At 46.3% G+C, this 22,410-nt stretch carries 16 protein-coding genes; all 16 read left to right on the top strand.

Annotation, left to right across the window (positions count from 1 at the left end):
* The first annotated feature begins 5 nt into the window (after positions 1–5).
* The 16 genes from nuoL to BK120_RS04090 all read left to right on the top strand — a co-directional run bounded on the left by nuoL (position 6) and on the right by BK120_RS04090 (position 22,334).
* Complete coding sequence (gene nuoL / locus BK120_RS04165) at positions 6–1,877, top strand: NADH-quinone oxidoreductase subunit L (RefSeq protein WP_076266238.1); 1,872 nt, start codon at positions 6–8, stop codon at positions 1,875–1,877.
* Positions 1,874–3,505 carry a complex I subunit 4 family protein gene (locus tag BK120_RS04160; protein ID WP_076266237.1) on the top strand — a complete coding sequence of 544 codons (1,632 nt, stop codon included), beginning with the start codon at positions 1,874–1,876 and terminating at the stop codon, positions 3,503–3,505. Before nuoL ends, BK120_RS04160 begins: the two co-directional genes overlap by 4 nt.
* A 3-nt stretch (positions 3,506–3,508) precedes the next feature.
* Positions 3,509–5,062 carry an NADH-quinone oxidoreductase subunit N gene (locus tag BK120_RS04155; protein WP_076266236.1) on the top strand — a complete coding sequence of 518 codons (1,554 nt, stop codon included), beginning with the start codon at positions 3,509–3,511 and terminating at the stop codon, positions 5,060–5,062.
* Between the two features lie 660 nt (positions 5,063–5,722).
* On the top strand, positions 5,723–9,076 hold the full coding sequence (locus BK120_RS04150; RefSeq protein ID WP_256710792.1) for a S8 family serine peptidase: 3,354 nt from the start codon (positions 5,723–5,725) through the stop codon (positions 9,074–9,076).
* 116 nt (positions 9,077–9,192) lie between these two features.
* The gene (locus tag BK120_RS04145; protein WP_076266234.1) at positions 9,193–9,459 is read left to right on the top strand and encodes a DUF1146 family protein; all 267 of its coding nucleotides are present in this window, start codon (positions 9,193–9,195) and stop codon (positions 9,457–9,459) included.
* Between the two features lie 300 nt (positions 9,460–9,759).
* Positions 9,760–11,196: a UDP-N-acetylglucosamine 1-carboxyvinyltransferase gene (gene murA / locus BK120_RS04140; protein WP_076266233.1), complete on the top strand. Its 1,437-nt coding sequence runs from the start codon at positions 9,760–9,762 to the stop codon at positions 11,194–11,196.
* 173 nt (positions 11,197–11,369) lie between these two features.
* Complete coding sequence (locus tag BK120_RS04135; protein WP_076266232.1) at positions 11,370–12,347, top strand: LacI family DNA-binding transcriptional regulator; 978 nt, start codon at positions 11,370–11,372, stop codon at positions 12,345–12,347.
* 191 nt (positions 12,348–12,538) lie between these two features.
* Positions 12,539–13,846, top strand: a complete 1,308-nt coding sequence (locus BK120_RS04130) for an ABC transporter substrate-binding protein (RefSeq protein ID WP_083681614.1) — start codon at positions 12,539–12,541, stop codon at positions 13,844–13,846.
* Positions 13,847–13,952: 106 nt separating this feature from the next.
* A complete protein-coding gene (locus BK120_RS04125; RefSeq protein WP_076266231.1) occupies positions 13,953–14,837 on the top strand; it encodes a carbohydrate ABC transporter permease in 885 nt (294 codons plus the stop codon).
* Positions 14,837–15,664 (top strand): carbohydrate ABC transporter permease, encoded by an 828-nt coding sequence (locus BK120_RS04120; protein ID WP_076266230.1) that lies wholly within the window; start codon positions 14,837–14,839, stop codon positions 15,662–15,664. Before BK120_RS04125 ends, BK120_RS04120 begins: the two co-directional genes overlap by 1 nt.
* A 24-nt stretch (positions 15,665–15,688) precedes the next feature.
* Positions 15,689–17,146 carry a glycoside hydrolase family 32 protein gene (locus BK120_RS04115; protein ID WP_076266229.1) on the top strand — a complete coding sequence of 486 codons (1,458 nt, stop codon included), beginning with the start codon at positions 15,689–15,691 and terminating at the stop codon, positions 17,144–17,146.
* 11 nt (positions 17,147–17,157) lie between these two features.
* Entirely contained in the window at positions 17,158–18,108 is a 951-nt protein-coding gene (locus BK120_RS04110) for a carbohydrate kinase family protein (RefSeq protein ID WP_076266611.1), read from the top strand.
* A gap of 218 nt (positions 18,109–18,326) precedes the next feature.
* Positions 18,327–18,698: a DUF3846 domain-containing protein gene (locus BK120_RS04105; RefSeq protein WP_477581803.1), complete on the top strand. Its 372-nt coding sequence runs from the start codon at positions 18,327–18,329 to the stop codon at positions 18,696–18,698.
* A 234-nt stretch (positions 18,699–18,932) separates the two neighbouring features.
* Positions 18,933–20,438, top strand: coding sequence for an efflux RND transporter periplasmic adaptor subunit (locus tag BK120_RS04100; RefSeq protein ID WP_076266227.1), 1,506 nt, complete (start codon positions 18,933–18,935; stop codon positions 20,436–20,438).
* A complete protein-coding gene (locus BK120_RS04095) occupies positions 20,435–21,202 on the top strand; it encodes an ABC transporter ATP-binding protein (protein WP_076266226.1) in 768 nt (255 codons plus the stop codon). Before BK120_RS04100 ends, BK120_RS04095 begins: the two co-directional genes overlap by 4 nt.
* A complete protein-coding gene (locus BK120_RS04090) occupies positions 21,144–22,334 on the top strand; it encodes an ABC transporter permease (protein WP_076266225.1) in 1,191 nt (396 codons plus the stop codon). Before BK120_RS04095 ends, BK120_RS04090 begins: the two co-directional genes overlap by 59 nt.
* Positions 22,335–22,410: the final 76 nt, after the last annotated feature.

Here is a 22,410-nt window from a genome sequence, read left to right as displayed (position 1 = left end):
GGCGTATGAATATGTACTCACAGACGGCTTGGTTAATTCCGCTGTTTCCGCTGGCAGCATTCCTCGTTTTGACGGCGCTCGGTCGCAGCTATCGACGAGCGGGCGTTATCATCGGTTCGCTTGGATCATTTGGCGCTTTCGTTCTATCTTTGCTTATTATGATTGATCGACTTGGTACCAATGAAGTGGATTATAATTATTCCTTTGATTGGATTGCTATCGGAGATTATACGTTGAAGATTGGTTTCGAGGTGACCAACCTGACAGCGCTTATGCTTGTGGTCGTGACACTCGTCAGCTTTCTTGTGAATGTATACTCGGCCGGCTATATGAAAAATGATGAGCGAATAACCGTGTTTTTTGGTTATGTTGCCTTGTTCACATTCTCTATGCTGGGACTCGTATTATCCGATAATTTATTATCGCTTTATATTTTCTGGGAACTAGTTGGCGTATGCTCGTTCTTGCTAATTGGCTTCTGGTTTACACTGCCTAAAGCGCGAGCGGCGGCCAAGAAGGCATTTATTGTGACAAGGATCGGCGATGTTGGCTTGCTGATCGCTATTATGCTCCTTTTCTGGTATATGCCGGATCATGCCCTTGATTTCACTACGATTCAAAGCGTATTTGATGGGCAATCGGGTGCGATTACGAACGGAATTACGACGTTGATTGCTTTGCTTATTTTTGTAGGCGCGATCGGCAAATCAGGTCAGTTTCCGCTTCATGTGTGGCTTCCTGATGCAATGGAGGGCCCGACACCGATCAGTGCACTGATTCATGCTGCTACTATGGTTGCGGCAGGTGTATTCCTTATTGCACGAACGTATGATATTTTTCAAGATTCTGCAGCTGCTATGGAGACCATCGCATATGTAGGCGGTTTTACAGCTATATTCGCTGCGACGATTGCACTCGTACAAAAGGATATTAAACGGATATTAGCCTATTCCACGGTCAGCCAATTGGGTTATATGATGATGGCGCTTGGTCTGGGTTCCTTAACAGGCGGCATCTTCCACCTGTTCACGCACGCTTTCTTCAAAGCATTGCTCTTCCTTGGTGCTGGCAGCATCATTCATGCGGTACATACACAGAACATTCATGAGATGGGCGGACTTGCCTCGAAAATGAAAGTAACGACATGGACGTTCGCAATCGGCGCTTTAGCGCTTGCTGGCATTCCACCATTATCCGGCTTTTGGTCGAAGGATTTAATTTTGACGGTTGCTTGGGAGACGAATCCACTATTATTTATTGTAGGTTTGGCAGCCGCTTTCTGTACGGCGCTTTATATGTCTCGGTTGTTCTTCCTTGTATTTATGGGAAAACCAAACGAGGCCTCTTCTCATGCGAAAGAATCACCAATTTCGATGACGCTGCCGATGATCGTGCTGGCTGCTCTCGCCATTGTAGTTGGGTTTATTGAGACGCCATGGAACGGCGCATTTGGCTCATGGATCACCGATGGGGGAGAGTCGCTGCATAAAAGCGGCATCGCCATTGTTGCATCCATTGCGGTTGGCCTTCTAGGTATCTATATTGGCTGGCTCATCTATGGAAAAAACAGTGTGAACAAAGATGTACTGCAAGAAAAAATGCCTAAGCTAGTCAAGCTGCTGGAAAATAGTTATTACATCGATGAGCTTTATGCCGTTATCATAGTGAAGCCGCTGAAGCTGATTGGCTCTGCGCTTATGGCGTTTGATTCTTATGTCATAGGCGGAATTGTGAGGTTGACAGGCACGGCTGTTACCTCGGCTGGAAGAGTGGCTGCTCGTCTGCAGAACGGTCAAGTACAAACCTACGGTTTGGCAGCTGTTATCGGGTTCGTCATTCTTGTGGCTGCTATCGTTGGAAGGAGGTTCCTGCCATGAGCATCCTGAGTGACATTCCGATATTATCACTTGTATTACTGGCACCGCTGCTTGGTATCATCGTTCTGCTGCTGCTTCCGAAGCAGCGCAGCAGCTGGATGAAAACAACGGTTGTCATAACCACATTGGTTCCTTTGCTGCTCTCCTTGTGGCTTTATGCTGATTATAATAAACAGCAGGGCGGGGCCGCATATGACGAGCAATATAGCTGGGTGGAAGTGCCGCTAAATAAAGAGGTGCCATCGGGCGTATCTGAATTTAAGTTTACGTTTCAATATGAGCTCGGCATAGACGGCCTGTCGCTTCCGCTTCTGATTCTCGCAACGCTCGTATCTGCAATGGCTGCACTTGCAGCAGTTCATATCAAGAAAAGGTGGAAATCTTTTTTCATATGGTTTCTGCTGCTGGAGCTCGGAATGCTTGGCGTATTTCTAGCCCGTGACCTATTTTTGTTTTTTGTATTTTTCGAGATTACGCTTGTTGCGATGTATTTCTTAATCGGAATTTGGGGTTACTTCAATCGCGAGCGTGCGGCCAATCAGTTTTTAATCTATAACGGAATTGGTTCAGCCATTATGCTGATTGCGTTCGTTATTCTCGTGAACACAGCTGGCTTCCGCGTGGATCAAATAGGCGAACAAGTTAGCTTTATTTACAGCGGCAGCTATACAGACATTTTCCGCAACATGGCGGACGCATCTGCTTGGGTTAACCTGACTAATGAGCAGCTTGGTTCAATTAATCCATTCCAGTTGACGGATTCGATGCAATGGGTGCTGTTTATTATGCTGCTGGTTGCTTTCGGCATAAAGCTTCCGATATTTCCATTCCAAACTTGGATGCTTAAGGTGCATACGGAAGCTCCGACCTCGATTGTTATGATTCACTCCGGGGTATTACTGAAAATGGGCGCTTACGGTTTACTGCGATTTGGGATTATGCTTTTCCCTGATCAAGCGCGACAATTTGCGACAGTACTGGCCGTGCTAGGCGTCATAAATATACTGTATGGAGCGCTGCTAGCCTTCAGGCAGCGTGAGTTTAAACTAGTGCTTGCTTATTCCTCCATCAGCCATATGGGTATCGTATTGCTCGGGATAGCTGCAATAAACGAGATTGGCTTGCAGGGAGCTGTATACCAGCTCGTATCGCACGGACTCATATCTGCCTTGTTATTTCTGATCGTTGGCAGCATCTATGAACGAACGGGAACGACTGAACTGCAAGAGCTCGGTGGGTTAGCGCGCTCAATGCCATTTATAAGCGGCGTACTGCTAACTGCGGGGCTCGCTTCACTCGGTTTGCCGGGCTTATCCGGTTTTATAGGGGAGTTTCTATCGCTGCTCGGCCTATTCGAGTCGCATCGCTGGTTGACTGCGGCTGCGGCGCTTGGCATTATTTTGACCGCTGTCTATATGCTTCGCGCTGTACTTAAGATTACATTTGGTCCACAGCGTGAGGCGTTTGGAGCATTTAAGGACGCAAGGCTAATTGAGGCGGCTCCCATGATTGTGCTGCTTGCATTCATTGTGCTTCTCGGCTGTTTTCCTTCCGTCCTTACGGATACTGTGCAGCATGGCATGGATAAGCTGTTCGGACAATTACTTGCATCAAGGGCGGGGGGATAAACCATGTACGAAGGCGTTTCATTTATACCACTGACATGGACGGATATGCTCTACCTTGCCCCTGAGCTTATGCTGGCCGCCATGTTTTTGTTTCTTGTTGTATTGGATTTGTTCTTGCCGAAGCGCGTGAACAGAAAATTTACAGGGTGGCTGACGTTAGCGGGCATTCTTGCATCGCTGCTGCTAGTCGTGCTCCGGATGTTGGATATGAATCAGGGCGGAGCATCTGCCGACTCTATCCATCTGCTAAGCAACAGCTACCGCATTGATGATTTCGCCAGCCTGCTGAAAATAGTATTTTTAACGGGTACTGCGCTTATCATTCTGCTCGCAATTGGATCGGATCGGGATGAAGAGGAGATAACAGACAAATCAGAGTATTTCTATTTGGTGCTTCCCGCGCTTATGGGCGCGATGATGATGGCTTCATCAGGAAACCTGGTTACGTTGTATATCGGATTAGAGCTTCTTAGTATTACAAGTTATGTATTGGTTGGCATTAGACGCAAATCAACTTTGTCTGCTGAAGCGGCATTCAAGTATGTCATTACGGGCGGGATTTCCTCGGCGATGGTGTTGTTCGGCATGTCGTACATTTACGGCATAACCGGATCAGTTGATTTGGGTGTAATTGGGGATGCTTTGCCGCGGGCGATGCAGGATTTCAAAGCGCTTGCTTATGTGGGCTTCCTATTTATGATTGCTGGATTCGGTATTAAGATTGCAGCGGCTCCGTTTCACGCATGGGCGCCTGATGTATATCAAGGGGCTCCAACGCCTGTATCGGCTTTTCTAGCGGTCATTGCCAAAGGTGCTGCGCTGGCTGCTATATTTAGGGTTATGTTTAGCACTAGCTTATTCAGCGCAGCGGGAGAAGCGGCAAAAATATCAAATGATCTCTTCCTGGTCCTGCTGGTGCTGGCTGCTGCAGCGATGCTCGTCGGAACGACAGCTGCGCTTAAACAAAGGAACGTGAAGCGATTGCTGGCCCTGTCAGGAGTAGCCAATGCGGGTTACATGCTGGTGCCTATCGGTATTTCAATAACGATGGTTCATAGCAGCAACTTCTCTGAATTTGTTTATTATTTGGTTGCGTACTTGTTTATGACGATAGGAGCGTTTGCTGTCTTTACGGTAGTTAGCCGCGCATCGGGGCATGAGGAGCTGAAAAGCTTCGCGGGTATGTACTACCGAGCGCCTTGGACGGCAGCGGCTATGGTGGTATTTATCTTGTCTTTATCGGGCTTGCCGATTTCCGGTGGATTTTTTGGGAAGCTGTTTATCTTGCTCGGAGCAGCGAATGCTAAAGCTTATTGGCTCGTAGCTGTTATCGTCGTGAGCAGCGTCATTTCCTACTATTTCTACTTTGGCATTGTTCGTCAAATGTTCATGCGCAGCGGGGAAGAAAATAATGAAGTGCGAATATCTGGAGCAACGGGAGTTGTGATCTGGCTGTGTGCAGCTGCAACGATTGCACTAGGTATTTTCCCAGGACCGTTAATGCAATGGATTGATGCCATATTCTCGATCAAGGGCGATTTAATGATAATGGGATAAGCAGATTGTAGTAGAGTGATATTAAACCTTTGTTCTCTAAAGGTGTGAAAATAATAGGTCGTTTAAGTAGATGATGAACTGATGTCTATTTAAACGATCTATTTTTTTGTTTAATCGATGAAGGGGATTTTCGAGGAGGCACAAGGGCAATAGAAAGTAGTTTATAAGCTAAAAAGCAGCATGATAGTTAAAGTTACTGTTAAGGACACAGACTGCAGCAGCAGTTTTAGATATGATGATAGTAACGGCTGGATTATAGTCATTTCTATATTTATTTTCCTTGCATATAGCAAGAAGAGAGGAAACTGTCTGACGCTGTTTTAATCAGGAATTACGAGCAGAAATATAATTACAGTGTTTCAGCGGAGAATGTTGCGGGTAATGTGCAGCAGGGGGAGTATAGGTTCATCGTATAGTAGACATGAAGTACTATTCTATCTATGTGAACTTGTGTTGCCGCTCGTCTATATTTACCGGGAAATAATAGTTTGTGCCGAATACTGACGTTCCAAGCTATGGAGCGGGATAGTTGTAGGACTTTTGTCCTTTTTGTCTTACAGAAACAAGGGAATTGATACCTGTGAAGAGAAATTGTAGTGAAGGAATATCCAATTGAAAGTGGGAAAAAACCATAACCCGTTTCATACGAAAAGGCAGAAAATGATGAGCACTCAAAAAGAACCAAAGGAATTACGAAAATCACAAATGATTAGTCAGAGCCCATCTGTTGATCGACAGGGCTCTGCGCTCAAAAAGCATAAAGCTCGCTTGTCTATGCAAGCAATCGCCATTGCCACGCTCGCCGCGCGCAAGCTCCTTCGTCGCGCGCTGCCCGCGCTGCTGATCGGGAGCATCACCCTCGGGGGCATAGCCCCCGCAGGGTTCGCTCCCGGAGCGGCGCCTACGGCGCTGGCCGCAGCATCCCCTGCGGCTGAGGACGCCGAAGGCGCCGATGCAGAGCAGCCGCAAAGCTGGCTGCTCAAATGGCGTGACCCCGCGCTAGCGCATGAGCTGCGCGGGACAGAGGTGCTCCGCCGCCAGAATGAGGCGGCGGTCATGCTCGTACGTCCGGCCGCTGAAGGCGCGGACGTACAGGAATGGCTCGACCGGCTGCGAAGCCTGCCGGGCGTAGAGTACGTGCACCCGAACAATAGGGTGCATATGCTTGCTCTGCCTGCCGGCGAGTCGGAGGACGCAGCCTCGGCAGGCTCAGAGGCCGCACGCAGCGATGCGCGGCCTACAGGCTCTTCACCATCCAATGTATCGCCCGCAAGCTCTGTATCTTTAGATGCATCAATCCCAGGAACTGCGTCTTCTGATTTGTCGCCTACAAGCTCTATATCTTCAGATGCATCACTCCCTGGAGCTGCATCTACTGATGTGTCGACTAAAGAGTCTTCACCATCCAATGTATCACCGGCAGCTTCTGTACCTAACGAAGAATCGCCCGCAGAGACTCCATCGACACCGCCAGCGGCGCCGCAGGAGTCTGAGGCTGCTTCCACAGCGAAGATTGCGGCTGCAGCTACAGCACTGAAAGCAAATGATCCTGAATTGTCTAAGCAGCTTTATCTCAGTCAGATCGGCGCGCAAAAGGCGTGGGAAACCGTTCGCGAGCAGCAGCAGCTTACGATAGCGATCGTGGATACAGGTGTTGATTTGGAACATCCGGATTTGAAGCCTAATCTTGTTCCAGGCGCTAATCTAGTGAGCCCTGGCGATTCGCCCGATGATGACAATGGGCACGGTACAAGTGTAGCAGGTGTTATCGCAGCTGTAGGAAATAACGGCATTGGCGTTTCAGGCATCCTGTGGAAAGCCAAAATCATGCCGATAAAAGCGCTGGATCACCGAGGTGACGGAACAGAGCAGGAGCTCGGCGAGGCTATATTGTACGCCGTTCGCAGCGGAGCAAGCATCGTTGTGCTGTCGGTTGGCCTTCATCGATATTCACCGTACATGCTCGACATTGTACAATATGCGGAAAGCAAAAACGTACTGCTCGTAGCAGCGGCAGGCAATGACGGAGTCACCTTTGGAGAGAAAGCTGCGGTAAAATACCCGGCAGCTTATCCGACGGTACTCGCTGTCGGTGGCGTCAAGTCGAATAATACGGTCGATAGTCGATCGAATCGAGGCACTGAGCTTGACCTTGTCGCACCTTGGAATGTATATACAACAGCCATTGGTGGACTCTATAAGAAAGAAGAAGGAACTTCAATGGCGGCTCCGCAAGCCGCAGCTGCTGCAGCGCTCATATGGGCTCGCTACAAGGACATGAAGCCTTACCAGATACGCGAGCTGCTGCGCCAAACAGCTAAGGATATTGGGCCGCCAGGTGCGGACAGCACGTCAGGCTACGGTGTGCTGCAGATCGATCAAGCGGTACGTTCAACCTTGAAGCCAGACGGCTTCGAACCGAATGACACCCAATCAACTGCTGCAAGGTTTCCGCTGAATAGCCAAATTTCGGCTTTGCTGCAGGGCGTATCCGACCATGATTGGTATCAAATCGATGCGCCGTATGATGGCACACTGACCATACAATATGAAGGGCTTGTTCCTAGCGGAAAAATTGTCCCGCCTGTTAGGCTCACCCATTACATGAATGGCGTGAAGCAAAGCACGAGCGATACGAAGCTTGCAAGCAGGTCCATTGATCTTGAAGTTAAAAAAGGGCGGCAGCTCATTCATCTGGAGCTCATCAATCAGAGCAGCAACGATGAATTGCCTTATCTGCTCACGTCTACTTTTACGATGAAGCCGGACGATTACGAGAAAAATGATAAATCGTTTGAAGCCTATACATTGCAGCCTCGTACACAGTCGATTACAGGCAACTTTCATCAACCCGCCGATCGCGACTGGTTTACGATAACCTTTACGCAGAGCGGGAAGCTAAGTCTTACGCTTAGTACGAATACGGCGCGTATTGATCCTGGGCTTGCTATTCAGAAGGCAGGTCAGCAATTAATGGTGTACGATGATGAGGGTGAAGGGGAGACTGAGCAGTCACCAGTCATAACTGTGACTCCTGGTAAATATTATATTCGTGTTCACAATGCGATCTCCTCAGAAGCTAGTCCGACCATAGGCACCTACATATTGAAGATGGATTACATGCCAAAATATGATGATCCGAATGAACCAAACGATAAATCGTACGAGGCGTTTATGATTAATCCAGGTACGGAGTACCTTGGTGTAATTAGCAGCTACTCCGACGTAGATTGGTTTCAAATCCGGGTTTCAAACGCCAGCATCATCAGCATGACGGTAAACGGTGTGCCGCTTGACGTTGATTTGAGCCTCTTGCTCTATGATAAACGGATGAAGCAGCTTACGACATCCAAAACAAAAGCAAGCGGGAAGCTGCAAACCGAAGAAAAGCTGCTGCAGCCTGGAGTGTATTACGTGAAGCTGGAAGCAGATGCCCCTTTTGACAAGCAGTATTATCGCTTAAAGGTGAAATCAGAGGAGTTGATTGCTGGATTCCGTGATATTAAAGGCCATTGGGCTCAAAATGAAATCGTCGCGTTAAACAAAAAAGGCATTATTAACGGAACAGGACAAAATCGCTTTGAGCCTAGACGCTCCATAACGCGAGCCGAGGCCGTTTCAATGGTTGTGAAGGCATATAAGCCAGCTTTATCAAGTCGCGTGCAAGGGAAGCGATTCAAAGACGTCCCATTAAAACATTGGGCTAATGATGCGATTACGAGGGCTGTAGAGCAAGGCTGGGTAAAAGGATTCCCGAATGGCGAGTTCAAGCCGGATCAGCCGATTACAAGGGCGGAAATGGCAATGATTATCGGTTATGCGGAAGGTGTACGGCCTAAGCTGCCTGTCATTGATCCGTTCGCCGATGTACCAAAGTCTCATTGGTCAGCACCCATGCTGTATGCCATGAAGCTGAACAAACAAATTGAAGGGATAGAGTCAAATCTGTACAAACCAAGCCTGCAGGCTAGCCGTGCAGACTACACGGTGCTGCTCCACCGATTTATCGCCTAATATTTTCATCAAACAAAATGGCTTCCAGTTACGTTAATAATATGAAGCAAGATAAATGCTTCTTGTAAAGCTGCTTGAGTTTGAAGCTTAAAACATGAAAAAGCTCAGGAGGCATCATGGACGTTAATTACGGTCTTATAAATGGTTTGCAAAACTACACCGGAATGACCGGGTTGTTTTCTATAATCATTGTTATTCTCAGCATTATTCTGGTGTGGTTTGTACTGCAAGAGGTGAAATGGGAAGCTTTTTTTCGTTTTCCAAAGAGTCCAAAGGCTCGTTTGTTTCAAGTATTTGTTGCAATTATAATGGGTCATTTGTTAGCAAAATTCATCTTGGAATATTGGGGCTACACCGTTCTTCTCAAATCGTTTGTCGAATAACAAAAGCGAAACATGTCAACAATGGGTAATACATGACGGTCTCAAAAAGCAGATGGCTTGCGAATAGGTATAAATCAGGACCCGTAATCGAACCGGAAACGTAGTTTTTTCGTGAAAAAGAGACGTTTTTGGAGAAAAAAGTCATAAAATGCGCTGGGAATGACATGTAAAAAATGGTAATAATATAACGCTTGTCGATTGGTGTAATTGAGTGATAAGATGAAGGTTGGGTAAAGTGAGATAAACCTTTTTTTTCACAAATAGGAAATAGAAAATGCAGTTCGCGGAGGGAACCAAAAGATGACCAAAATTATCGTCCGCGGAGGCCAGCGTTTGAAGGGAACGGTCCGTGTTAGCGGAGCAAAAAATGCAGTACTCCCCATTTTAGCGGCCTCATTATTGGCGACAGAAGGAGACAGCGTCATCTATGACGTACCCCTCCTCGACGACGTTATGACGATTCAGAAGGTGCTTGCCTCTTTAGGCGCACAATTATCCTATAATAATGAAACGATGCGCATTACAGCGCAGACCATTACGACTTATGAAGCTCCTTATGAGCTTATTCGAAAAATGCGGGCATCCTTCTTAGTTATGGGTCCTCTTCTTGGTCGGATAGGCAAGGTAAGAATTTCATTGCCTGGCGGCTGTGCGATCGGCACTCGTCCGATTGATCAGCATTTGAAGGGCTTTGAAGCGATGGGCGCTGAAATTACGCTTGGGCAGGGCTTTATCGAAGCCAGCACAAAGACGCGTCTTAAGGGTGCGAAAATTTACCTAGACGTAGCCAGCGTAGGCGCAACGGAAAATATTATGATGGCAGCTGCTTTAGCAGATGGCACAACGATTCTTGAGAATGCAGCCAAAGAACCGGAAATCGTGGATTTGGCCAACTATATCAATGCTATGGGCGGCAAAGTTCGTGGCGCTGGTACAGGAGTTATTCGTATTGAAGGCGTGGACCGGATGTATGGCGCAGCTCATAATGTAATTCCTGACCGTGTTGAAGCAGGCACGTACATGATTGCGGCCGCTATTACAGGCGGTGACGTATTCGTTGAAGGTGCAATTTCTGATCATTTGACGCCGGTAATCTCTAAGCTGCAGGAAATGGGCGTAGAAATTACGGAGAGCGATAACGGAATTCGTGTACAATCGAGCAAGCAATTGAAATCGGTTGATGTGAAAACATTGCCGCATCCAGGTTTCCCAACAGATATGCAATCTCAAATGATGGCTCTTCTCCTCGTATCTGAGGGAACAAGCGTTGTAACGGAAACGGTTTTCGAAAATCGTTTTATGCATGTCGAGGAATTCCAGAAGATGAACGCTCAAATTAAAGTCGATGGACGTACAGCTATCGTTAATGGCGGTATGCCGCTAACGGGTGCAAAGGTATGCGCTACCGATTTGAGAGCAGGAGCAGCACTTATTTGTGCGGCTTTGCGGGCGGAAGGCGAGACTGAAGTAACAGGTCTGCATCATGTGGATCGCGGTTATGTCAACATTACAGGCAAGCTTGCAGCTCTTGGGGCTGATATTCATCGTATTGAGCTGATTAGCGAGGAAGACACGGCGGCAAGCAAGCCATCCGTTTCGGTCCAAGTTACATCGGTAGTACGTGATACAGCTGCTGTAGTGGCGATCTCTTCAACGTCTTCTGATGTGGATACAGCTGCTTCCTTTAAGCGTGAGAAAGAAGTTGTGGTTCTCAAAGTTCAGCCGACGTGGGCTTAATTTTCCGTTAAGAACAAGATAAAGAAGCTGTTTCAAATAAGTCGCAAAGGGCTTATCTGAAACAGCTTCTTTTTGTTTGGACAATCTATACTTTTGAATTATTTATTAAGTATAATAAGGCTAACCATTTAGCTATAATGGTTACTACTACTGCAATAAGCAAAGGGGCGGCCATGGCAACGATACACGATGTGGCAAAAATAGCGAACGTATCCGTGACGACGGTTTCCCGCGTTTTAAACAATCGGGGTTATATTAGTGAAGCTACGAGAACGAAGGTTTATCAAACGATGGAGCAACTAAATTACCAGCCTAATGAGATTGCCCGCTCTTTACTAAGAAAACAATCTAACGTCATTGGTCTTATTATACCTAGTGTAGCTCATCCTTTTTTTAGCGAGCTCGCGAATCACATAGAAAACTATGCTTATGAGCTCGGCTTCAAAATGCTGCTTTGCAATTCCCAGCTTGACCCGCAGAAAGAAAAGGATTATATCGAAATGCTGAAGCGCAATCGTGTGGATGGCATTATTATGGGCAGCCATACGCTTCAGGTCGATGAGTACAAACATTTGAACTCGCCAATTGTCACGATTGATCGTCAGATCAGCAGTGAAATTCCATATATCTCTTCCGATAATTATGCAGGCGGGAGCCTTGCGGCACAATTGCTGGTTAGTGAAGGCTGCAAAAAAATTGCGCATATATGCGGTAATTTGGAGCTGCATTTGCTCGCAAATCAGCGTACAGAAGCGTTTCAAGCCGTGATGAAGGAGAAGGGGATCGAGCATGTCATCATTCAGACTGATATGAATGTGTTTGATCAACTCCAGTACGAGCAAATTATACATCAGCTTTTTCAGGATCATCCCGATCTGGATGGCATTTTCGCAACGAGCGATATTATTGCTGCTTTTGCAGTTAAGGAGTGTGTGATCGCCGGCAAACGAATCCCGGAGGATGTGAAAATTATCGGTTACGACGATATTAGCGCAGCCAGATGGCTCACGCCGGAGCTGACAACGGTGAAACAGCCGATTGCAGAAATTGGGAAAATGGCGATTGATTTGATTATGAAGCAGATGAACGAGGAAGTTTTCGAATTCGAAAATATTTTACCGGTTGAACTGATTAAACGAGCTTCTACATAGATTAAAAAAACGTGAAAAACCCAAGCGCAGCAAGGGTTTTTTATTTTTTTAAAAGTTATGTCAATCGATTAACATGTCAAACGATTGACATGCTCTTATTCACAATTATATAATACGTTTTGTAAGCGGTTTACACGATCGGTAAATCGTCTTTCAATCTTTTTCAATCTCAAAAAATTGGGGGCAATCAAATGAAATCATTGAAATGGATGCAAGCGATAGCATTATCGCTAATGGTAGTTATGGTTGTAACGGCATGTGGCAATTCGAATAATGCGGGATCGTCTAATGGAGGGTCTGCAGTAAAGATATCGTTGCTTAACTCGAAGGGCGAGATTCAAGCCCAGCTCGAAGAGGCTGCGAAAGTATTTAAAGAGGATAATCCTAACATTACGCTTGAAATTATACCGGTACCGGCTGGACAGTCACCTTTTGAGAAAGCGTCTGCGCTTTATGCATCAGGAAACCCGGCTACCATTACGATGCTCGATACAGGAGATGTTGAGAAATTCAAGGATCGTGTTCTTGATCTTAGCGGTGAGAAGTGGATGGCGGATGCCGTTGACCGCAGCACGGCGCTAACGACTTTTGATGGTAAAAACTACGCTTTCCCGCTTGCAGTTGAAGGTTATGGATTTATTTATAACAAAGCGGTAGTAGATCAAGCGGTAGGCGGAACATTTGATCCAGCAACGATTAACACAACAAGCGCACTTGAAGAGCTGTTCAAGAAAATCGAAGCTTCGGGAAAAGCGCCGCTTATTATCTCTCCGATGGATTGGTCGCTGGGAGCACATTATTTGCCGCTGGCTTACGCAGGTCAATCAGCTGATACGGCTGCAGTTGCAAAGTTCATAGACGATTTGAAGGCTGGAACAATCGATTTAGCTAGCAATACGGTTTTCAATGGACTAATGGATACGTTCGACATCATGACAAAATACAATATCGACAAAGCTTCCCCATTGTCCGGTACCTATGAGCGCGGTCCAGAGGTGCTCGGTAAAGGCGAGGTGGGCATCTGGTTCCAAGGGAACTGGGCTTGGCCGCAAATTAGCAGCTTTGATACGGCAAGCGGACAATACGGCTTTCTGCCTGTCCCTATAAGCAACAATCCAGATGATTTTGGCAATACACAAGTGTCTTCTGCGGTTTCGAAGCGTTTGGTCATCGACAAGGAAAAAAATACGGCGGAGCAGCAGGCTGCTGCAAAAACGTTTTTGGAGTGGATGGTATACAGCGAGAAGGGGCAAGACTTCCTCGTGAACAAAGCGAATATTATTCCAGCGTTCAAGAACATTACACTTGAAGCCAAAGATCCACTTGCAAAGTCTATTTCTGAACATATCGCAAACGGCAAAACAGAGGATTCCATCAGCACGCTGCCAGCTGACCACTGGGCTAAGCTTGGCGCATCGATGCAGAAATATTTAGCAGGTGCTTCGGATCGTGCGGAGTTGACGAAAGATATTGTGGAGTATTGGAAGACGGTTAAATAATCCTTAATAGCTTATAGAAGGCTTACCCCGCCAAACGACGGGGTAAGCTGTTTACTCTTTATCGTATTTTGACTTACAAAACCATGCTTGAATGTGAGGGATCATGATGATAACGGAAAAAGGGCTGTGGAATCGATTGCGATTGCGGCTGCTGTTTACCGGACCGACTTTGTTTGCTTTTCTTGCTGTAATGATTATTCCATTCTTGTATGGGATTTATTTGACCTTTACGAATTGGGATGGCATATCGACGACAAGTAGTTTGGTTGGATTTGAGAATTACGTAGCGGTATTCAAGGATGCTGTTTTTTGGAAATCATTTTTGCTTACGTTAAAATATGTTTTTATTTCAGTTGCCCTTATTAATGTAGTTGCGTTTTTGCTAGCCTACGTATTAACGAGAGGATTGAAGGGGCAAAGTATTTTTAGAGCAGGCTTCTTTATTCCCAACTTGGTAGGCGGCATTGTACTCGGCTTTGTATGGCAATTTATTTTCTCGAATGTACTCGTGTATCTAGGCAAAGAATGGGGTATTCCGTTATTCAGCTCCTCCTGGCTGGCTGACCCGGACAAAGCATTCTGGTCGATGATTATCGTCACGGTATGGCAATATGCCGGTTATATGATGGTTATTTATGTAGCTGGGCTTATGAATGTGCCTAAGGATATTTTGGAGGCAGCAAGTATTGATGGTGCGAGCCTATGGACGAAAATGCGCAAAATGATTTTGCCGCTGATGGTTCCATCGTTTATCGTCTGTGTTTTCCTATCACTGCAAAGATGCTTTATGGTTTATGACCTGAACGTTTCACTCACAAAAGGCGGACCGTTCAAAAGTACGGAAATGGTATCGATGCATGTATACGAGAAGGCATTTCTATCGCGGGATTATGGCGTAGGCCAAGCAGAAGCATTTGTCCTGTTCCTGCTGGTGGCGACGATTACCATAGCACAGGTTTATTTTAGCAAGAAGCTGGAGGTTGAGGCGTGATGGAGAAAAAGAACCAATGGCTCGCATGGACGAAGTTCATCGCCCTCTTCGTTATTTTAGTTCTGTTCGTCGTTCCTTTTTTTATGCTGCTCATCAACTCATTTAAGGAAAACAAGGCGATCACATCAAGTCCGCTTTCCTTGCCGGATAGCCTAAACTTCACGAACTACACAAATGCATTTGAAAAAATGAACTTCATATCGGCATTTATGAACTCTGTAGTCATAACTGTGCTTAGCGTGGTGCTTATCTCTATTTTAGCTGCAATGACGGCTCATTATTTTGTGCGAAACCAAACAAAAACGAACCAATATATGTTTTTCCTTATGGTTGCGGCCATGATCATACCTTTCCAAGCCATTATGATCCCTCTCGTCAAAATATACGGAACCATTGGTCTTCTTAATAGCAAATGGGCCCTTATTTATATGTATGTTGGATTTGGCAGTCCGCTGGCCGTCTTTATTTATCATGGGTTTGTAAAAAGCATACCAGCCGAGCTGGAAGAAGCGGCGCTTATCGATGGCTGCACGCGGACGCAAACTTTCTTCCGTATCGTATTTCCGGTGCTTGCTCCGACGACGGTTACGATTGCCATTTTGAATGTATTATGGATTTGGAATGACTTTTTATTGCCTTCCCTCGTGTTGATTTCGCCGGATGAGCGGACACTGCCGTTGTCTACTTTCTATTTCTTCGGTACGTATTCGGTTGATTATGGACCATTAATGGCAGGGCTTATGCTGACCATATTGCCTGTGCTTGTTGTATACTTGTTTGCGCAGAAATATATTATCCAAGGAGTCATGCAAGGCTCAATTAAATAATAAGTAAGGGTTGGATGCTTTATTTTGTATACAAGAGAAAATGCCGACACATTTATTGCAGAACGCAAGTATTTGTTGAAAGAGGAATACCGCCTTGCTTATCATTTAATGAGCGAGTTTGGCTGGATGAATGATCCGAATGGTTTTGTTTATTATAACGGTGAATACCATATGTTCTATCAGCATTATCCCTATCAGCCCGTATGGGGGCCTATGCACTGGGGACATGCGGTTAGCCATGATCTCATCAAGTGGAAGTACCTCCCGGTTGCACTTGCGCCCGATCAGGACTACGACCGTGATGGCTGCTTCTCTGGCAGTGCTGTTGAGCGGGATGGCAAGCTGTATTTGATGTATACGGGACATTTGATAACGGGGCCTAATAGAGAGCTTGATTATAGTCAAAATCAAAATATCGCTGTTTCCGACGATGGCATCCATTTTGAGAAGCTGGCTAGCAATCCTGTTATTGGCTCAGACCAAATACCGTCAGGATTCAGCCAGAAGGATTTCCGAGATCCGAAGGTATTCGAGCGCGACGGTGTTTATTATGCAGTTTTAGGGTCAAATGATGGACAGGGCCGCGGACTTATTTTACTATATCGTTCAACGGACCTTGTGAGTTGGAGTTTTAGTGGGGAAATCGCGCGCAGTGATGGGAAGCTTGGTGACAACTGGGAGTGTCCTGATCTGTTTGAGCTCGGAGGACGCGATGTGCTGGTAATGTCGCCGCAGCGTATGCCAGCGCAAGGAGATGACTATCGTAATCTACATTCCACTACTTATATGATTGGACGCTTGGATATTAAGCAAAGCAGCTTTCAGTATGATCGATATGAGCCGGTTGACTGCGGCTTTGATTTTTATGCTCCGCAAACAACAGTTGATGAAAAAGGCAGACGCATTATCATCGGCTGGATGGAGGCATGGGAACAAGAAATTCCGACGCAGCTTGGGCATTACTGGGCCGGCGCTATGACTTTGCCGCGCGAAATTATTTTGCAGGGTGAGTCGTTATTGTTCAAGCCGCTTGAGGAAATGAAAAATTACCGGAAAAATGCTTATGAGGCAAGCAATATTAACTTATCAGATGTTGTTATAGATATGGGAGTTAGCGGCGATTGTTATGAGCTGGAGGTCGTATTCCAGGCAGATCAAGCCAGGGAATTTGGTTTGAAGCTGAGGGTGCACGGCGAGGAAGAAACCGTATTGTCTTATCAACAATCAGAAGGCAAATTCCGTTTTAATCGCGATAAGTCAGGAATTGGTCTTGGCGGTGAGCGCAGGACGAGTGTTGAACTGAAGGATGGTTTGCTGGCTTTGCGCATCTTCGTCGATAAATCCTCCGTCGAGGTGTTCATTCAAGGCGGCGAGAAGGTGATGACAGGCCGTATTTACCCAGGTACTGAATCTCTCGGCATATTCGCCTACGCAGAAGGTGCTTGTACTATGGTATCCTTTAAAAAATGGGACATCAGCTAGGAGGGCTTAATCTGTCTAAACTATATACGATTGGTGAAGCGTTAATTGATTTTATTCCGGATACTCGCGGCATTGAGCTCAAAGATGTCGTTGGTTTCACGAAGGAAGCAGGCGGCGCTCCAGCTAATGTTGCTTGTGCGGTTGCGAAGCTAGGCGGCAGCAGTGCATTTATAGGCAAGCTGGGTAAAGATGCTTTCGGTGACTTTCTCTTGGAAACGATGAAAGCGTCAGGTGTTGATACCCAGCATGTGCTCCAAACGAATGAAGCAAATACTGCTCTTGCGTTTGTAAGCTTAAAAGCTGACGGGGACCGCGATTTTTCTTTCTACCGAAATCCAAGTGCCGATATGCTGCTTTCAGAGGATGAGATTAACGAAGAGTGGTTCGCTAAAGGAGATATTTTGCACTATTGCTCAGTAGATCTTATTGAAGCTCCTGTGAAATATGCGCATCTTAAAGCGATTGCTGGGATGAAAGCAGCAGGAGGACTCATCAGCTTTGATCCTAACGTGCGCCTGCCGCTATGGGAAGATCACGAGCAGTGCAGACAAACGATACTGCAATTCATTCCTTTGAGCCATCTTGTCAAAATAAGCTCGGATGAGCTTTCTTTTGTGACGGGAATTGAAGACGAGAAAGAGGCTATTGCTTCTTTGTTTGTCGGAGACGTTCAAGCTGTTGTATACACAAAGGGAGCGGATGGTGCGGTGTGGTATACGTCTTCCTACGAAGTAGCTACTCCTGGCCAGAAAGTAGCCGTTGTGGATACGACTGGGGCTGGCGATGCTTTTATTGGAGCGCTGCTGTACCAGATGCAGCGAAGTGAAGAGGCGTTAAGCGAAATGAATGCTGATACGGCCAAACGTTTGATTTCGTTTGCGAACGCTGCCGCTGCTCTTACGACAACAAGAGCAGGCGCGATTTCGTCGCTGCCTGTTTTGCAGGAGCTTCCTCCTTTGTAATCAACGCTGTATTTATTTAGAGAGTATGTTTTTTCTCGCCAATTCGGGAGAATGAAACATACTCTTTTTTTGAATGGACGACTGAATGGTTATAAGTCCTCGCAAACGTTGATAAATGTGCATGCAAGTGAAAGTTTGTAATTGGGTAAGCACTTGTCATAGAATGAATTAAAATAATGGTTTTGGCAGAACGAAGGGTGTGTTGTCCATTGGCTACGATGAAAGTCATTGTTGCAGAAATCGAAAAAGAATTAGAAGTAAAAGAAATAGAGATAATGGGAAACATCTATGACGCATTAGATGAAATAGCTGAAGGCAACGTAGAATCTATCACGATATGGAATGACGTTGTTTTATGGTTTAACATGGATTTGCAGTCCGATGGGTCAGCATTCAATTTCCATCTGACCGAGAAATCGCGAATTAGAAACCAAGATGAATACGAGCCTAAAGTATCCGTTATTGGAAATGCTATTTTCACTGGAACGGATGAAGATGGCGAGCCTGTTGGATTGACGGAGGACGAAATTAAGGCTGTCATGAGTAACTTCATCGACCGCAAAACATACCACCAATTCACTAGAATATAAAGAATGAGGGCGGAGAGGGATTTCCGCTCTTTTTTTATTCCATTTATATCGTTATTCAGTAGGAACCCTGTTATTACTGAACTTTTACCGCTTCACGTAATCTTTTGCATCATACGCCTGCTCCCAAATGAACACTAGATGGGGGCTTTTTGTCGTCAAGCTTGTTCATCTTCCGTTCATTTTTGAATGCTATAGTCGATCTCACTAAGACCAATGGAAGGTGGATTAAAGCAGATGAAGAAGTGGACGATAGGGCTCGGCATTTTAATTATTTTAGCCGCAGCTGGAGCAGGTGCCTATTATTTTTATTTTGCTAAGGATAAGGAAGCAGCAGGTGTCATGCCTACGTCACTGACGGTGCAGGCGACAAAAGGGTCAATCGTAAAACAAATTAGCGGGACAGGTTCGGTAGCAGCTAATTCGAGGGAATCGGTGACTGCTGGCAAAAGCGGCACCATAGCTACTGTGAATGTCAAAAAAGGAGATAAGATTAAAGCGGGACAAATTCTTGTTACTTTTGAGTCTGCGGACGACAATGATGACAAAATTAAATCGATCAATAAAAGCATCACAAAACTACAAGAAACGATTACGGAATACCAACAAAGCTATAAGGAAGCAACGGGCACTGAAAACGAAGAGGCCACGAAGGCATCGCTTCAAAAGAATATTGAAAATGCAAACGATGAGATTGCAGACTACCAAGATCAACTGCAAGATATCTATGAAGCACAAGCAAAAGAGGAAAAAGTAGTGACAGCCTCCATAGATGGCGAAGTTACCGAAATGTCTATTGAGGTAGGCGATGAGGTGAATGCCAATACGGCAATAGCTACAATTGTAGATTATACGAAGCTGGAATTTGTTACATCTGTGGATGAGCTTGATATATCTGCTTTAAAGGTTAATCAATCGGCAGATTTGTCCTTAAGCGCGCTGACTGACAAGAAGATTAATGCAACCGTATCGGATATTGCGATGGAGGGTACTTCCAATAACGGTTCATCTTCATTTGAAGTGAATTTATTGCTAAAGAACATCGAAGGCGTGAAGGCGGGGATGTCAGGTGAGGCAGCCATTACAATTGCGTCTAAGGAAAACATCATTCTTGTACCGGTAAATGCTGTCGTCGAAATGGGCACAAGGTCTTTCGTTCGTATTCCATCTGACAATAGCGGAGCGGGTACATCGGCAGGCGCTGGACAGGCTGGGCAGCAGCAAGAAGGGGCAGCTGCTCCTGGTGGAGCTGTAGGCGGGAAACAAGGAACGGCGACGGGACAAGGCACTACAACAAGCGGAGCACAGAAAGCTCCGACGGGGGGAACGGGAACAGGAGCTGTGAGGCAAGGTGCTCAGGGTGCGCAAGGCAATGGTGCAAGAGCAGGCACAGGTCAATCCATTGCAGCTGATGGTTCGGCTTCAGCAGGACAATCGGGAGCAGGTCGTGCAGCCGCTGGTGGCGGATTTGCAGCTGGCGGTCGTGGCGGCCGCATGCCGGATGCGCTTGGCGGCCAGCTGGTTGAGGTGACCACAGGACTCAGCAATGAAAATTTTGTGGAAATTGTCTCAGGGCTAAAAGAAGGGGACAGTGTGCTTGTTCCGATTGCCCAAGGAACGGCTGGCATGGGCAGCAGCTCTGCGGAGACGACAATGCGGCAGGGCGGCTTTGCTGGCGACGTAATGGTCTTCCCAGGAGGCATGGGCGGGGGAATGCGGACTGGAACAGGTGGTCCACGATGAGTTCAACGCTGAATGCTCCATTAATAGAAATGAACAAGATCACGAAGTTTTATACGATGGCTCGTGAAAAAATGACAGTGCTCCATGAGGTCTCACTCACGGTTGCACGCGGTGACTTTCTAGCCATCGTGGGTCCATCCGGCTCTGGAAAATCGACGCTTATGAATATTATTGGCTGTCTTGATTTGCCGAGCGAAGGAAGCTACAGGCTTGAGGGGCTTGAGGTGACTGGACAAAGCGATAATAAACTGACGGAAATACGAAATAAAAAAATTGGATTTATTTTTCAAGGGTATCATTTGCTTCCGAAGCTCACAGCACTTGAGAACTGCGAGCTTCCGCTTATTTATCGGGGGCTGCCGGGCAAGGAGCGACGTATGCGTGCGATGGAAGCGCTGGATAGAGTAGGGCTAGGTGATCGAATAAACCATCGCCAAAACGAGCTGTCGGGCGGGCAGCAGCAGCGTGTTGGCATTGCGCGCGCTCTGGCGACTAATCCGCCAATACTTCTTGCCGATGAACCAACAGGTGCGCTTGATTCTAAAACAGGCATGGAAGTGCTCAATATGATGGATGAGCTGCATCGCGCGGGTCAGACTATCGTTTTGATTACACATGATATGGAAGTAGCCAAACGAGCAAGCCGTACGGTCATTATTCGGGATGGGGTGTTGACGGAGCGGGAGCAAGAGAGGAGGGACAGCGATGAAGCTTACGCAAGGTCTCAGGATGGCAGTCAAGAGTGTCTTATCCAACAAGCTTAGAACAATATTATCGATGCTCGGTATATTGATCGGTGTCGCAACGGTCATTGCGCTTGTAGCTATGGGGAAGGCTTCCTCCAATGAAGTGGCTAAGCAGGTATCTTCCCTTGGCAGCCCTAACTCGCTCTCCGTTAATATTCTTGGACGTGGAACAGTTACGACGCTGTCAGTCGATGAAGCGAATGAGCTTGGTGATGTCATGAATATTGCGGGTGTTGCGCCTGTGACGAGCACAACAGGATATGCGAAATACGGCAAGACGCAGGTATCCGTTACCGTAGAAGGAATAACCGCCGCTTATGAGGAAGTGAAAAGCTTTCCCGTACAGGATGGCAGGTATATCGCCTCTCCAGATATAACAAACAATACAAAGGTTGCGCTTATTGGCGTGGAGACCGCGAAGGATTTATTTGAGGACGAGAGAGTGGACCCTGCGGCGGCAGTAGGGAAAAAGATAACTATAAACGGTTATAATTTTACGATTGTTGGATTGCTGGAATCGCAAGGAAGCTCACTCAGCGGCTCAAATGACGAGAAAATATTAATTCCGATAACGACAGCTCAGAAAATATTTCAAACAAGCGGTGTTTCTACTATTAACTTAATTGTCTCGGATATAGAACGTATGGCTGCGACGGTTACTGCCGTAGAAGCTGTTCTCTATGAGAAATTCCGAGGCAATGAGAATGCCTACAGGGTGTTTAATCAAGAGGAAGCGATGAAAACATTAAATTCCGTTAATGAAACGATGAACAGGCAGCTCATTTATGTAGCGATCATTTCTCTTATCGTTGGTGGCATCGGCATCATGAATATTATGCTAGTGTCTGTAACAGAGCGAACGCGAGAGATTGGCATTCGTAAATCATTGGGAGCAAAAAAGCGGGATATTATGTTTCAATTTCTAGTAGAGGCGGTGTGCATCAGCGGTTTGGGAGGCGCACTAGGAATTGGGCTTGGATATATCGCCTCTTTTACTATTGGAATGATTATGAAGACGGAAACGGAAGTACCTTTAGATACTGTATGGTTAGCTTTTGTCTTTTCTGCCCTCGTAGGCGTTATATTTGGCTATTTGCCTGCAAATAAAGCGGCCGGTCTGCGGCCGGTTGACGCGCTTCGCCATGATTAGACTTTTAGGTTCTACCCTATTATTTGTGCTCATAGAATGAACCATCAGGACCCGTATTAAGAGAGAGGGGGCGGCA

It is taken from the genome of Paenibacillus sp. FSL A5-0031 (genome assembly GCF_001956295.1).
GTDB lineage: Bacteria > Bacillota > Bacilli > Paenibacillales > Paenibacillaceae > Pristimantibacillus.
Note: the sequence above shows the minus strand (reverse complement) of the source record. Positions and strands in the feature narration are given on the sequence as shown.

What these genes read in the sequence shown, in the direction of transcription:
- nuoL (WP_076266238.1), top strand. Translation starts at nt 6, where the DNA reads ATGAATATGTACTCACAGACGGCTTGGTTAATTCCGCTGTTTCCGCTG.
- BK120_RS04160 (WP_076266237.1), top strand. Translation starts at nt 1,874, where the DNA reads ATGAGCATCCTGAGTGACATTCCGATATTATCACTTGTATTACTGGCA.
- BK120_RS04155 (WP_076266236.1), top strand. Translation starts at nt 3,509, where the DNA reads ATGTACGAAGGCGTTTCATTTATACCACTGACATGGACGGATATGCTC.
- BK120_RS04150 (WP_256710792.1), top strand. Translation starts at nt 5,723, where the DNA reads ATGATGAGCACTCAAAAAGAACCAAAGGAATTACGAAAATCACAAATG.
- BK120_RS04145 (WP_076266234.1), top strand. Translation starts at nt 9,193, where the DNA reads ATGGACGTTAATTACGGTCTTATAAATGGTTTGCAAAACTACACCGGA.
- murA (WP_076266233.1), top strand. Translation starts at nt 9,760, where the DNA reads ATGACCAAAATTATCGTCCGCGGAGGCCAGCGTTTGAAGGGAACGGTC.
- BK120_RS04135 (WP_076266232.1), top strand. Translation starts at nt 11,370, where the DNA reads ATGGCAACGATACACGATGTGGCAAAAATAGCGAACGTATCCGTGACG.
- BK120_RS04130 (WP_083681614.1), top strand. Translation starts at nt 12,539, where the DNA reads ATGAAATCATTGAAATGGATGCAAGCGATAGCATTATCGCTAATGGTA.
- BK120_RS04125 (WP_076266231.1), top strand. Translation starts at nt 13,953, where the DNA reads ATGATAACGGAAAAAGGGCTGTGGAATCGATTGCGATTGCGGCTGCTG.
- BK120_RS04120 (WP_076266230.1), top strand. Translation starts at nt 14,837, where the DNA reads ATGGAGAAAAAGAACCAATGGCTCGCATGGACGAAGTTCATCGCCCTC.
- BK120_RS04105 (WP_477581803.1), top strand. Translation starts at nt 18,327, where the DNA reads ATGAAAGTCATTGTTGCAGAAATCGAAAAAGAATTAGAAGTAAAAGAA.
- BK120_RS04100 (WP_076266227.1), top strand. Translation starts at nt 18,933, where the DNA reads ATGAAGAAGTGGACGATAGGGCTCGGCATTTTAATTATTTTAGCCGCA.
- BK120_RS04095 (WP_076266226.1), top strand. Translation starts at nt 20,435, where the DNA reads ATGAGTTCAACGCTGAATGCTCCATTAATAGAAATGAACAAGATCACG.
- BK120_RS04090 (WP_076266225.1), top strand. Translation starts at nt 21,144, where the DNA reads ATGAAGCTTACGCAAGGTCTCAGGATGGCAGTCAAGAGTGTCTTATCC.